Origin of the sequence: Streptomyces sp. NPDC051217 (genome assembly GCF_044455465.1) — a bacterium.
Taxonomy (GTDB): Bacteria; Actinomycetota; Actinomycetes; order Streptomycetales; family Streptomycetaceae; genus Streptomyces.
Genome location: NZ_JBITEV010000020.1, coordinates 32,028 through 44,673, shown reverse-complemented (window position 1 = coordinate 44,673; position 12,646 = coordinate 32,028). Strand labels below are relative to the sequence as shown.

The window sequence follows — 12,646 nt, the reverse complement described above, 5'->3', positions numbered from 1 at the left end:
GTTTCCTCTTCCTCTCGTGTTCCCGGCGCGGCGATCGGCGTGATCGGTCCGGCGCCACGTGGCCCCGGACCGATGTGGCCCACCGCCCGTCGCCCACCGCCCGTCGTCCCCGGTCAGCCGAAGTCGTCGTCGCTGTCGCTGTCGGCGGAACCGTCGTCCCAGTCCCCGTAACCGGCGTCCCCGGCGCCCCCACCGTCGCCGCCCGACGCGCTCGCCTCGGCCTGGCGGCGCATCTCCTCCTCCTCTTCCGGGGTGAGGGAGGTGGGCGGCATGGCCGGCGTGCCGAGGACGACACCGGCGGTCACCGCGCCCAGGACGGTGCCCAGCCGGCCGCCGAACGAGGTCCGGTTGACCGTCAGCACCCCGTCGCTCCACAGCGTCCGGCCGTAACCGGCCTCCCTGCCGTAGATCGCCGGGCGCCCGTCCGCGTACACCCGCTTGACGATCCGCCGGCCCAGCAGCTCGTCGCTGCCCGAAGCACCGCGTTCGTTCCGCCACCGCACGAGGCGACGGCTCGCGCTGTCGGCGCTGCGCCACTCCTGGCGGCCGTCCGAATAGCGCCGGTGGACCGTGCGGTCGGCGAGCAGCTCGTCGCTGTAGGTGATCTCCCGCCTGTGCGGCTGCGGCACTGCGGTTCCTCTCATGCGGAGGGCCAGCTCAGGAAACCCGCCTGGCGTACCTGACGAAGTTCGGTCAACTGTGAGCGGGGCGCGCGCACTTCCCGTACGAGACGGTGCACCGTACGGACCAGTGACGCCGGATTCACGGCGGCCAGCTCCACGAATCTGCCGCGCCGCAGCCAGTCGCGCTCCCAGCGGCTGAGGACGGACGCGAGCCCCGGAGCGGCTCCCGCACCGGAGGCGGCACCGGCACCAGAGGCCGCCGCGGGACCCGGCCAGTGCCCGGGTATCGCCGCGTACTCCGGACCACGCCCGTGGACCAGATGGAGTGCCCCCGCCTGCCGGGGCCGCAGCCCCAGCGGGACGACCCGCACCCCGTCCGGTACGTCGACGGACCGGGCGAACCGCGCGGGGAAGGTGAGCCCGTGCGCGCTCGCGTCGTGCAGAAGGTAGACCGTCGCCTTCTCGGCCAGCGTGAGCATCCTCAACACCCCGGGGTCAAGGGGCAGTTCGGAGGCGCCGTAGACCGGGCAGGCCGACTCCATCGGCACCGCGTTGGCCCGCAGCATGGCGGCGATGTCGTCGGACTCGCACACCAGCAGCCTCGGCAGGCCGTAGTCGAACAGGTCAGATTCCGGAGTGTGCAGCCCGGCCACCCGCGGGGGCCCGGGCACGACGGGCGGCAGGAGGCCGTCCACCGAGTCCGGGCCGAGGCGGTGCAGCGCGGCCAGGAAGGCGCCGTAGGTCAGCGCGGGGGCCGACGTGAAGTGCGTACGCCGGGGCGCCCGGTGCCACGGCAGCAGCACCCGGCACACCTCGTAGTACAACTGCCGCTCGGTGAAGTGCAGTTGGCCGGGCGCGGCGGCCTTCTCGACCGCCGTACGCAGCACGCGGTCGAGGAACGCCCGCCGCATCTGCCCCGCCTGCCCTGCCTGTCCCGCCGGCCCTGCGTGCCCGGAGTCCGTCGCGTGTCCAATGTCCGTGTGCCCGCCGTCCGCCGTGTGGCCCGTGTCCGTGAGGTGGCCCGTGTCGCTCATGACGCCGTCGGCCAGGTGAGGAACCCGACCTGCTGCGCACGCCCCCGGTCGGGGTCGGCTATCCCCTCCGCCCGGTCCACCGCCCGCGCGAGCACGGCCAGCAGCTTCGCCGGCGTCACGGAGGCGATCGGCGACCACCAGCCACGGGACAACCAGTCGGCCTCCGCCTCGGTGAGCCCCGACGACGTGGCACGGACGGCCTCCAGATCCGCGGGGCCCAGCGGACTCCTCAGCCGTACGGCGTGAGGGTTGTCCTTCACGGTGCGCGGCAACATCCCGGCGACCACCACCCGGTCACCGAGCGCGGCCCTGGCCGCGGACGCGAAGCCGAGCCCGGCCGGGCTGGCGTCATGCAGGACTATCCCCACCGGACCCGCTCCGCCGGACGGATCCGGGTCGCTGGATATCCTCGCGAGCTGGTGCACGGACTGCACCAAGGCGAGGGAGTGCTTCTCGTGCGCGCCGTTCAGCACGAGGCAGGCCAGCACGGTGGAGTCCGGACAGAGGAGAACCAGCTTCGGCGCCTGGCCGGCCGGGACCAGGGGGTACAGCCTGCTTCCCTCGGGCGCCAGCCCGGCCGGTGGCTTGCCGTAGACGGCGGTCCAGCGGTCTATCACCGAGGTCTTGAAGTCCCCGAACGGCATCGGCACATCAACCTTGCCGGTCCTCTTGGCGCGGCGGGCACCGCGGATCGTCAGCACGACAACCAGTACGACGAAGACGCCCGCGACCGTGAGGGTGCCCCGGATCACGTCCGGGGCGAATCCGGAGACACCGATGATCACCCAAGAGGCGATCACCCCGAGCACCAGCAGGCCGACGGCGGTACATCCGTACATGGCGTTCGCGGCGGGAGTTCGGTTGCGAGCGGCCGCGTAGTAGAGCTGGGTGGGCGTGTAGCGCAGCCCTTCGCCGTTGCCGAGCTTCTCGATGAGCTTCCGCATCCGGACGTCATGCAGGCGGAGCTTGTTCTCTTTCGGTTCGAGGGCGAACGCGCGCTTGCAGACCGGGCACATCCCGTTCCCTCGGTCCCGGTAGCGAGCGTCTTTGCCACAGTGCGGGCAGATCACGACGGCCCCCTCCAACTGCCCTGAGAAGCACATGGTTTCGTTGTGCCGAACGGAGAGATTCTAGACGACGGAGCTTGATTCAGATGTCCAATTCAGGTACGCGAATGAAACGTGAGGCGAACGCGGAGAACGAGGTCCACGACGTCGCCGAATTCAAGGACGCGGCAAGGAACGTGGTCACGCCGGTCCTTCAACTCCCCTCGGACATCGCCCTCGTCGTGGTGAACGCCTTCACGAAAGTCGTGAGAGACGCGAAGAGAAGCGAATCGGCGACGACGATGGACAAGGACGGGATAACCCGTTTCCAGACTTTCGAGGAGGGCGACGTCTATATGCTCGAAGCGCCCTTCGACGACTTCTTCGCGGACCGCTATCTGATGGACTTCTACAATGTGGAGGAGCGCGGTGTCTGCTCCCGTATGCATCTGCATACCGGTCTGCGATTCGTGCGGATGATGACGGGCCCGGATACGCGGATCCGGGTGAGCAGCCTCTCCCCGTTCGAGATCACCGGTGTCACCGGGGTAACTCCCTTCACGTTGCGGTCCTTCGAGGACACGCTGCCCGACACTCCGCCGGGTGTGGTGCGGACCCGCTACAACCTGGTCGTGCCGCCCTGCTCCTTCGTGGACATGCAGATCCCGCGCGGCGTCAGCCACCAGTTCAACGCCGTCGGCGAGCACGCCGTGATCGATTCCGTGCACCCCGAGGAGTCCGTGGAGACATTCCGCGAGAAGATGACCGGGTACAAGATGATGGCGCAGACGGTATTCCTGGCGGACGAACTCCCCGCTTCGGACACCTGCGCGGATCTGCCCACCTGACCTGCGGCCGCGGGACAGATGCCGAGGGGGGTCTCGCCGGCGTGCTTGAACCGCTAGCCGCCGCCTTCGGCGACCGTCGAGGTCGTGGACGCTGTCGAGGTCGTGGAGAGCCGGCGCAGCCACTCCGTCATCAGGGCCATTTCGGCGGTGCTGAGCCCCGACTCACCCGACCGCCCCAGCAGGACGTTCAACTGGGCCGCCGCCGCGGGCAGTTGAGTCCTTTTCGTGGGCCGGCCCGCGCGCTCCGCCATCACTTCCGGGGTGAAGACGGTGGCGTGCACGGCGTCGCGGACCCGCCGGGAGGTGTCCCTGTCGGTGAAGGTCGAGGGACGGGCGACGAGCATCAGCGCCACCCCGACGTTGGCCGACATGACGACCTGGGCAGCGGCCTCGGGCGCCAGACTCAACTTGCCGTCCGCCGCGGCCCGCCGAAGGTCCCTGGTGAGGATCTCGTGCGACTCCAGGGCCGCCGCCGGGGGCGTACGCATCGCGGGGGAGTACATCAGCCGGTACAGATTCGGGTTGTCCAGCGCGAACTCCACGTGGCTGTCCCAGCCGTTGCGCAGATCCTCTATGGGATCGTCCTGCGGGGTCCGCTCCCGCTTGGTCTCCAGATACTTGTCGAAGCCGTAGTCCACGACCGCGGACAGCAGCCCTTCCTTGTCACCGAAGTGCCGGTAGAGCGCCGGGGCACCCACCTGCGCGGCGTCGCACACGGCCCGGGTGGAGACGTCTCCGTTGGGCGACTCGGCGACCAGTCGTGCCGCGACTTCGAGGATCCGCGCTCGTGTGCTCATGGCGGACGACCGTATCAAGGGCACCGTAGCGCTGTTACTCATGACGCAGCGACACAGGAGCGAGGCCGGGAGCGGCGTCGGACGTGGCGTCGGACGCGGCGGGAGACGCGACCACCGCGGCGGTGTCCGGGGCCGCATGTGGAGCGAGGAGGTCGGCGAGGCCGATACGGGTGAGGAACTCTGCCCTTATTCGGTCCGCGACCCGGCTGACCTCTTCGGAGCCGTCGTTCGCCGGGTCCACATGGACCCTGAACGGCCGCGAGCCGTACGGGGCGTCCACAACCGAGACAATGGCGTCGGCGACCTGCGACACGTCGGCGTCAGCCGGCGCGAGCTCGGCCAGGCGCAGCGCGACCTGGTCCATGAGACCCGCGTACCGCTCCTCGTAAGCGGGGACGACGGTCTGCTCCGACGGGTGCCCGCCGGTGATGAAGTGATTGGTGCCGGTGGTGAAGGAGCCGGGCACCACGATGCTGGTCTCGATGCCGAAGCGGGCCAGCTCGGCGGCGTACGAGACGGCGAGGGAGTCCATGGCGGCCTTCGCGGCGAAGTACGGAGCGAGATAGGGCGGGGTGCCGCCGCGACTCGACGTGGAACCTATCCACAGGACCAACCCGTGCCGCTGGGCGCGCAGATGAGGCAGTACGGCCCTGTTGACGCGCTGGGTGCCGAGCACGTTCGTGTCGTAGACGGCCATCAGCTCCTCCGGCGTGAACGCCTCGGTGGGCCCGGTGACCATATGCCCCGCGTTGTGCACGATCACGTCGAGCCCGCCGGCCTCGGCCAGCACGGTGGCTGTGGCGGCGTCGGCGGACTCCTGGGAGAGCACGTCCAGCTCCACCGTACGGAGGTCCACTCCGTGCTCGGAGGCGTACGCGTGCGCCTCGGCGACCCGGTCCGCGTTACGGCCCGCGGTGTTGCGCATCGCGGCGTAGACGGTGTGCCCGGCGCGGGCGAGAGAACGAGCGGCAAGCGCTCCGAAGCCGGAACCGGCTCCCGTGATCACAATGGTCTTCGCGGTCTTCGCGGTGTCACTCATGACGGAACTCCTCGATCGGTCGGAAGAATCGGTGGGGTGCCTGACACGAGCGGCCTCAGATGATGCCGCCGTTGGCACGGAGAACCTGGCCGTTGACCCAACGGGCCGGCCCGGCGAGGAAGGAGACGACCTCGGCTATGTCCTCCGGCCGGCCGAGCCGCTCGAGCGGTGCCTGGGCGGCCATCCCCGCGATGGTCTCCTCGTCCTTTCCCTCCAGGTACAGGTCCGTGGCCGTCGGCCCCGGCGCCACCGCGTTGACGGTGATGTCGCGTCCGCGCAGCTCCCTGGCCAGGATCAGCGTCATCGCCTCGACCGCGCCCTTGCTGGCCGCGTACGCCGTATATCCCGGGAAGGCAAGGCCCAGCACCGAGCTGGAGAAGTTGACGATCGCCCCGCCGTTCCGCAGTCGGCGCGCGGCCTGCTGGTCGACCACGAACGTGCCGCGGATGTTGGTGCGGTGCATCCGGTCCAGCGCGTCCAGCTCGGTGTCGACCAGCGGCGTGACGGACATGACACCCGCCGCGTGCACGAGGACGTCGACACCTCCGAAGGCTTCCTCCGCCGCGTCGAACAGCGCCGACACCGCGACCTCGTCCGCCACGTCGGCGCGGAAGGCGATGGCCGTCCCGCCCGCCTCGGTGATGGCGGCCACCGTCGCCTCCGCCGCCGCCTGATTCCCCGCGTAGTTGACAACGACGGCGTGTCCGTCGGCCGCCAGGCGCTGCGCGCTCTCCCGGCCTATGCCGCGCGACCCTCCGGTGACGATCACTACTCGACGCGCCGCGCTCGACTGCTCGCTCATGACGTTGCTCCCTGTATCGATGTACCGATGTACCGACGTGACTAGCGGGGCTTCGACCGGGATAGCGGTCTCCGCCTCGCGACAACAACGACGCTAACAGATCTGCCGTAACATCGCTACCCTCTCCCGTAACATCGCTACGCCGTCTCCGGCGAGCCCGCTACGCCCCTCGCCGCCGACCTGCGGCTACGGGGCCCGACAGAGTGATTCGAAAAAAAATCCCCTGAGCTGTCGAGAACCCGTCATCGGCTCCGACGTCCCCTGTGAGAGTTGCCCGGAAGAGGCGACAGCACAGAAATAAGGAGTGAAGTCATGAAGTATCTGGTGATGGTCCAGGGTTCCCAGGCCGACTACGACGCCATGAACGGCAAGGCGTCCGAGCACAGCCCGGCCTGGAGCGAGAAGGACATGCAGGCGATGTTCGCCTTCATGGGGGAGATCAACAACGACCTCGCCGAGTCCGGTGAACTGGTCGACGCGAACGGCCTGGCCGCGCCCTCGCAGACTCGCTTCGTCAGCGCGGACAAGGACGGCAAGCCCGTGATCACGGACGGACCGTACGGCGAGACGAAGGAACTGCTCGCCGGCTACTGGGTGCTCGACTGCCCGAGCCTGGAGCGGGTCACCGAGATCGCCGCGCGCGTCGCGGCGTGCCCCCAGCCCGAGGGCGTCCCGGTCTACCCCGTCGTCATCCGGCCCATCCCGGACGGTCCGGGGGTGGATGGCTGAGACACCGCGCGCACCTCGGTACGCCCGGGGTGTAATACGCGGTGTGAACCACGGCACGGACACCAGCGCGGACGACGGCGCGGACGACGGAACAGACGGCCGCACGAACGACGACACCGATGACGGTGCGAGCCGCACGGACGGTACGAGCCGCATGAACAGTGCGACCCCACCGACCGGCCCCACCGCGATCGAGGACCTGCTGCGCCGAAACGCGCCGCAGGTCCTCGGCGCGCTCGTCCGCCGCTACGGCCACTTCGACCTCGCCGAGGACGCCGTACAGGAAGCGCTCATCGCCGCCGCCCAGCAGTGGCCCGCCGCCGGCCGCCCCGACAACCCCCGCGGCTGGCTGATCAAGACCGCCTCCCGCCGCCTCGTGGACCAGCTCCGCAGCGAAGAGGCGCGGCGAAGGCGCGAGGAGAGCGCCGCCGCGCTCACCCCCAGGGACGCCTTCACCGCACCGCCGCCCGGGGAGAGCCGCGCCCCCTCGGAGGACGACACTCTCACCCTGCTCTTCCTCTGCTGCCATCCCGAACTGCCCGCCGCCGGGCGAACCGCGCTCACCCTGCGCGCCGTCGGCGGTCTCACCACCGCCGAGATCGCCCGCGCCCATCTGGTGCCCGAGGCGACGATGGCGCAGCGGATCAGCAGGGCGAAGCAGAAGATCAAGGGCGTGCCTTTCCGGCAGCCGGGGCCGGAGGACCGCGACCGCCGGCTCGCCACCGTGCTCCAGGTGCTCTACCTGATCTTCAACGAGGGCCATACGGCCACCTCCGGCAGCACGTTGCACCGCGCGGACCTCGCGCACGAGGCGATCCGGCTCATGCGAGCCATACGGCGGCTGCTGCCGACGGAGGGCGCGGTGACCGGCCTCCTCGCGCTGATGCTGCTCACAGAGGCGCGGAGCGCGGCCCGCACGGGACCACACGGCGAACTCATCCCCCTGGACGAGCAGGACCGCACCCGCTGGGACCGCGCCGCGATCGACGAAGGTACGGCGCTGGTCGAGGAGGCCCTGTCCCAAGGGCCCGCCGGGGCCTACCAGTTGCAGGCCGCCATCGCCGCGCTGCACGACGAGGCGGCGAGCGCCGAGGAGACCGACTGGCCCCAGATCGTGGCTCTGTACGACGAGTTGCTGCGCCGCGCTCCCGGCCCCGAGCCGATGGCCGCGCTGAGCAGGGCCGTTGCCGTCGCGATGGCGCACGGGCCGGAGGCCGGACTCGCCGAACTCAAGCAGCTTGGGGAGGAGTTGGCGGGGCACCACCGGCTCGACGCGGTGCGGGCGCATCTGCTGGAGAAGGCGGGCGACAAGGAAGGAGCCCTGGCCGCCTACCAGTTGGCGGCCGAGCGCACGCTCAGCGTCCCGGAGACGCGCTACCTGTTGATGCGGGCGGCACGCCTGCGCTCCTGACTGCCCGGCCCTCCGCGCGTCCGCGAATACACGAAACCGTTCAGCCGTTGAGGCTGCCGACCGTCCCCAACTGCTTCCACTTGCCCTGCTCGCGCATGTCGATCCACACGGGCCGCTCCAGCGCCTGATGGTCCTTGAAGCGGTACCGGCCGAGCAGCCCCTTGACGTCGACGGCCTCCATGGCCTTCCGCAGCGCGACCCGCGCGCGCTCGGGTTCCTCGTCCTTCCCGCCCGGCTCCGGCAGGGCCCCGTCGTCCATGACCCGGTGGATCCCGGCGGCCAGTACGAGCGTGCCGTCGTACAGCTCGACCCGCCCCGTGCCTCGAACTTCTTCCGCAGCGAGGCCGGAGCGGCGCAGACCCGCGGGAACAGCTCGCAGTCCGCCCTCGGCTGCCGCTCGTCGTGGAAGGAACGGAAGCGCAACGTGCCGTCCGGCACCAACTTGTCGCGCGTATCGGTGTATTGGTGGTCGTCCTCGGAGTCGCACGACGCCTCGTAGTTGTCCTGTACGACCATCAACTGCCCGGACTTCTTCAGCGCGTCGACCCATCCTTCGCGCTGCCGGGAGTTGGGCAGGGTGACGGTGTCCGGCCGGTTGTCCTCGACGTCCCGGGCGACGTCCGCCTCGTCCATCTCCTCCGGATACGCCGCGGACTCGTTGGCGTCGATACCCGCCTCGCGCAGCCCGTGCCCGAGCTTGAGGTGGTTGGGGTCCTCCTCGGCGAGCTTGTCGTCCCAGTGGTGGTCGGAGCCGACGATCAGCTTGTCCGTGTCGTACGCGCCGCGCAGATAGCGCCCTTCCTGCTCGCCGACCTCGAACTCCGACGGCATCATGCCGAAGGCGAAGTCCGGGCCCGAGCCTTCCTTGCACGTGTCGATCGCGGCCATGCGCCCGTCGAAGCCGGTGTCGACGCCGTCGACACTGCTGGTATCGCCGATCAACGCGATCATGCCCGGGTGCTTGTCCAGCAGCTCGGTCGCCGGGGTCTCCTGGTCGTCCTTCACCGGGACGACGCACACCGGCAGCCTTGTGCCCGTCGTGCGCGCGACGTCCTTGAACGCCGCCTCGACGATCGCGGCACGCTCCTCGCCGTACGACTCGTCGATGGACCAGTCGTACGCGACACCGACGACGTACTCCTCGGCCATCGCCGCACTGGGACCGCCGACCGGCTCGGCGCCGGACGAGGAAGACGATGAGGAGGACGAGGAGGAGAGCACGACCCCGGTCGGTACGCCGAGCACGACGAGCGCCACGGCGGCCCCGACGAGGGCGTTGCGCCGCCGACGGCGTGGGGGAGGCGGCGGGGGGAGCGGGGAAGAGACCTTGGCGACGGAATGAGGCCGAGTGCTCGCGCGTACGCCCTCGGGCTCGGGCCGGCCGACGACCACAGGCGAGGGCTCAGCTGCGACGAGGACCGGCGCGGGCACGGCTCGGCCGCAGTGGCTCGTCGTTCAGGTGGTTGTACATGATCCCGGCCGCATGACCGACGAACGGCGGCCGCCCGACGAGGAGTTCGTACAGAACGCAGCCCAACGCGTAGAGATCCGTGCGCCCGTCGCCGTTCCGCTGCTGAAAACGCTCAGGCGCCATTTACAGCACGCTACCGAAGGGCGCCTGCCCGGTCCGGGTCAGCTGCGGATCGCTGGTCCCGTGATCGTGTACGGCCACGATGTGCGGGCTGTCCAACGAGGCCACGGCCCGCGCCTCCCGCCGGAACCGCGCCAACTGCTCCTTCCGCTCCCCCTCGTCCCCGGGCGCGACCAGCAGCTTTACGGCAACCTCCCGCCCCAACTCCCGGTCCCGCGCCCGCCAGACCTCCCCCATCCCCCCGGCCCCGAGCAACTCCCCCAACTCGTACCGCCCGCTCAGCAACCGCCCCCGCACGATGCTCTCCCCTCCACAGACGAGGGTCCGAGGCCATCCCCCGCCCCGGCCCCGGGCCCGGGGCGGTCCTGCCTCAGGGGGAGGTCGTCACCGCGTCAGTGCCTGGGCCGTGTCCTCCCTCACGGGAGCCGGGGCAGGGCGTGGTGGTGGCGAGGGGAGGTGGATTCGGGTGGCCGAGGTGCCCGGGCCCCTGGGGGTCGGGGGGAGCCAGCGGGTGATGTGTGCGCGGTCGTGGAGGAGGTCCTCCTCCTTGTAGCGGTAGCAGCCGTGGTGCCAGACGAGGATGCCGGAGAGCCAGTTCTCCAGCTCCGTCACGTAGCCGTCGAGGATCTTGCGTGCCTCGGCGTCGAGGGCGAAGTCGTCGTACAGGACGGGGAGTTCGTTGGCCGCGACATGCTGGAACTGGCGCATGCGGCCCTTCATCAGGTCGTGGATGATCGCGACACCCGTCGGGTAGTCGCAGTTGAAGAAGGACTGCACGACCAGGACGCCGTTGTGGACCTCGCCCTCGAACTCGATCTCCTTCTGGTACGAGAAGAGGTCGTTCATCAGACAGGCGTAGTCCTGGGCCGCGTTCTCCAGGGACTTCATCGGGCCGCTGCGGTAGACCTCCGGCGGCACCGTCCGGCCGTGGCCGATGCGGGACAAGCTCATCGTCAGGTTGGAGCCGAAGGTCTGGCGGCGCATCTCGATGTAGTCGACGGGGTCCGGGACGCGGTTCTGGATCTGGTTGGCCAGCTCCCAGACCCAGCTGGCCGTCATCTCCTCGACGGCCGCGCGGAAGTCCCGGCGGGCGTCCGTGTCCATCGGGCCCGCCGTGCGGACCCACAGGTCGGCCAGGCCGCGCTCCAGGGCGCTGAGCGGTGGCGGAGTGGCGAGCGTGTCGACCGGCATGAACAGCGACAGCCGTTCGTTGCAGGCCTTGGCCGCCGCCAGATTGCGGGCGTGGCCGTACACGACGGGGAAGTAGTCGTCGCCGTACGTCCCCCAGGCCAGCCAGTCCGAGGTCAGGTCGAGCCCCTCGGGCGTGGCGTCCGGGTGGATGCCGGCGGCGCAGAGCGGGAGGTCGATGCGCCGGATCCGTTCCTCGTCCCAGACGTTCGAGCCCGGGACGCCCGGCTGCCCCTCCAGGATGCCCATCCGGTGGGCCCACTCCACGACGTGCTCGCGCGACGCCTCCAGATGCGGGCTGAGCGTCGCCTCGAACGGCATCTCGAACTCGGGGAGGATCGAGGGCCCCACCCGCTGATACGGCACATGGCTGTGGGCACGCGCCCTGGCGGGCGAGCCGTTGGTGAGGCTCTTGAGATAGTCCGACGCCGCCGTCCAGCGCCCGACGGGGGTCTGCGAGAACAGCGGCCCCGCCGTCTCCCCCGCCCCGGGCCCGCCGTTCGCGTCCGCCCCGTTCATGTACCGGCTGGAGCGCATGTGCCACTCGTGGCCGCCGGACTGCCAGTCCTGGAGGCCCTTCACGTAAGCGAGGGCCCCGGCCGCCGCGACCGGGTCGATGCCTTTCTCCACGAAGAGCGGGCCCAGCTCCGTCAGTGCCGTGTTCTCGAACTGGTGGAGCCGGGAGGTCAGCAGGTCGTTGACCGCGTCGGCCGCCTCCTGCGTCGTGCAGCCCAGGAACGTCTCCAGGACGAGCACCCCGTTGCTCAGCTCGCCCTCCTCCTCGATCTCGCGCTGGTACGAGAAGAGGTCGTTCCGCAGATGGACCCCGTCGGAGAAGCTGTCCCGCAGGACCCGCATCGGACGCGAATCGGCGATCGCGGGGGGCACCTCCGCACCCGCCGCGTACTCGATCAGCCCCGCCGACCACGGCGCCCCGCCCACCTTGCGGCGCATCTCGATGTACTCGACGGGATTCGCGACCCGCCCGGCATTGATGTTGGCGAGCTCCCAGAGGGACTCGTTGAGCAGATTCTCCGTGCTCTCGGCGAATCGCGCCCGCCAGTCCAGGGACATCGACGGGACCGTCCGCCTCCAGAGATCGGCGAGACCCGCCTCCACCGGATTCGTCGGCTCGGGAAATCCGTCGGCGAGATCCATCGGCATGAACGCGGCGAGCCGGTCGAGGTACGCCTTGCCGCCCTCCCGGTCCTGCGTTCTCTTGAAGATCTCCAGGAAGTGGTCGTCGAAGAAGAAGACCCACACATACCAGTCCGTGACCAGCGACAACTGCGGCCCTGTGCAGTCGGGATGGGTGTACGAGCACAGGAGCGCGTAGTCGTGGGCGTCGAGATCGCTCTGCTCCCAGATCCCGGAGCCCTCCAGCATCCCCATGTCCCGGGCCCATGTCCGGGAGTGCTCCCTGGCCTCCTCCAGACGCGGGTTGATGCGCGCCGGATAAGGCATGTAGAAATCAGGCAGTTCAAAGGGCTGTGTCACTGATGCGCGGCCTTTCCCGAGGATTCCGGAGCATTCCGGCA

At 70.0% G+C, this 12,646-nt stretch carries 15 protein-coding genes; 5 read left to right on the top strand and 10 right to left on the bottom strand.

Annotated features, from left to right (window positions below):
* Positions 1–113 precede the first annotated feature (113 nt).
* The 3 genes from ACIBBB_RS32385 to ACIBBB_RS32375 are packed head-to-tail and all read right to left on the bottom strand — an operon-like array spanning position 114 to position 2,601.
* Positions 114–629 carry a hypothetical protein gene (locus ACIBBB_RS32385; protein ID WP_398988371.1) on the bottom strand — a complete coding sequence of 172 codons (516 nt, stop codon included), beginning with the start codon at positions 627–629 and terminating at the stop codon, positions 114–116.
* A gap of 11 nt (positions 630–640) precedes the next feature.
* Complete coding sequence (locus ACIBBB_RS32380; RefSeq protein WP_398988369.1) at positions 641–1,657, bottom strand: hypothetical protein; 1,017 nt, start codon at positions 1,655–1,657, stop codon at positions 641–643.
* Positions 1,654–2,601 (bottom strand): hypothetical protein, encoded by a 948-nt coding sequence (locus tag ACIBBB_RS32375; protein ID WP_398988367.1) that lies wholly within the window; start codon positions 2,599–2,601, stop codon positions 1,654–1,656. Before ACIBBB_RS32375 ends, ACIBBB_RS32380 begins: the two co-directional genes overlap by 4 nt.
* A gap of 230 nt (positions 2,602–2,831) precedes the next feature.
* Between ACIBBB_RS32375 and ACIBBB_RS32370 the strand changes: the two genes are divergently transcribed.
* Complete coding sequence (locus ACIBBB_RS32370) at positions 2,832–3,551, top strand: hypothetical protein (protein WP_398988365.1); 720 nt, start codon at positions 2,832–2,834, stop codon at positions 3,549–3,551.
* Between the two features lie 53 nt (positions 3,552–3,604).
* Here ACIBBB_RS32370 and ACIBBB_RS32365 read toward each other — a convergent pair whose 3' ends face one another.
* The 3 genes from ACIBBB_RS32365 to ACIBBB_RS32355 are packed head-to-tail and all read right to left on the bottom strand — an operon-like array spanning position 3,605 to position 6,189.
* Entirely contained in the window at positions 3,605–4,348 is a 744-nt protein-coding gene (locus ACIBBB_RS32365) for a TetR/AcrR family transcriptional regulator (protein ID WP_398988363.1), read from the bottom strand.
* Between the two features lie 34 nt (positions 4,349–4,382).
* Positions 4,383–5,387 (bottom strand): SDR family oxidoreductase, encoded by a 1,005-nt coding sequence (locus ACIBBB_RS32360; protein ID WP_398988361.1) that lies wholly within the window; start codon positions 5,385–5,387, stop codon positions 4,383–4,385.
* 55 nt (positions 5,388–5,442) lie between these two features.
* Complete coding sequence (locus tag ACIBBB_RS32355) at positions 5,443–6,189, bottom strand: SDR family oxidoreductase (protein WP_398988359.1); 747 nt, start codon at positions 6,187–6,189, stop codon at positions 5,443–5,445.
* 312 nt (positions 6,190–6,501) lie between these two features.
* Between ACIBBB_RS32355 and ACIBBB_RS32350 the strand changes: the two genes are divergently transcribed.
* On the top strand, positions 6,502–6,918 hold the full coding sequence (locus tag ACIBBB_RS32350; RefSeq protein WP_398988357.1) for a YciI family protein: 417 nt from the start codon (positions 6,502–6,504) through the stop codon (positions 6,916–6,918).
* 154 nt (positions 6,919–7,072) lie between these two features.
* A complete protein-coding gene (locus tag ACIBBB_RS32345) occupies positions 7,073–8,329 on the top strand; it encodes an RNA polymerase sigma factor (RefSeq protein WP_398988523.1) in 1,257 nt (418 codons plus the stop codon).
* Positions 8,330–8,369: 40 nt separating this feature from the next.
* Here ACIBBB_RS32345 and ACIBBB_RS32340 read toward each other — a convergent pair whose 3' ends face one another.
* Positions 8,370–8,588, bottom strand: a complete 219-nt coding sequence (locus ACIBBB_RS32340) for a hypothetical protein (RefSeq protein WP_398988355.1) — start codon at positions 8,586–8,588, stop codon at positions 8,370–8,372.
* Between the two features lie 6 nt (positions 8,589–8,594).
* On the opposite strand from ACIBBB_RS32340, the gene ACIBBB_RS32335 reads away from it, so the two are divergent.
* Together ACIBBB_RS32335 and ACIBBB_RS32330 are read left to right on the top strand one after the other, a co-directional pair.
* The gene (locus tag ACIBBB_RS32335; protein ID WP_398988353.1) at positions 8,595–8,828 is read left to right on the top strand and encodes a hypothetical protein; all 234 of its coding nucleotides are present in this window, start codon (positions 8,595–8,597) and stop codon (positions 8,826–8,828) included.
* A gap of 333 nt (positions 8,829–9,161) precedes the next feature.
* Positions 9,162–9,671, top strand: coding sequence for a hypothetical protein (locus ACIBBB_RS32330; protein WP_398988351.1), 510 nt, complete (start codon positions 9,162–9,164; stop codon positions 9,669–9,671).
* A 60-nt stretch (positions 9,672–9,731) separates the two neighbouring features.
* Here ACIBBB_RS32330 and ACIBBB_RS32325 read toward each other — a convergent pair whose 3' ends face one another.
* From ACIBBB_RS32325 to ACIBBB_RS32315, 3 genes are all read right to left on the bottom strand, one after another.
* Entirely contained in the window at positions 9,732–9,923 is a 192-nt protein-coding gene (locus tag ACIBBB_RS32325; protein WP_398988349.1) for a hypothetical protein, read from the bottom strand.
* The gene (locus ACIBBB_RS32320) at positions 9,924–10,217 is read right to left on the bottom strand and encodes a protein kinase (RefSeq protein ID WP_398988347.1); all 294 of its coding nucleotides are present in this window, start codon (positions 10,215–10,217) and stop codon (positions 9,924–9,926) included.
* An 87-nt stretch (positions 10,218–10,304) separates the two neighbouring features.
* A complete protein-coding gene (locus ACIBBB_RS32315; RefSeq protein ID WP_398988345.1) occupies positions 10,305–12,605 on the bottom strand; it encodes a germacradienol/geosmin synthase in 2,301 nt (766 codons plus the stop codon).
* Between the last annotated feature and the right edge of the window lie 41 nt (positions 12,606–12,646).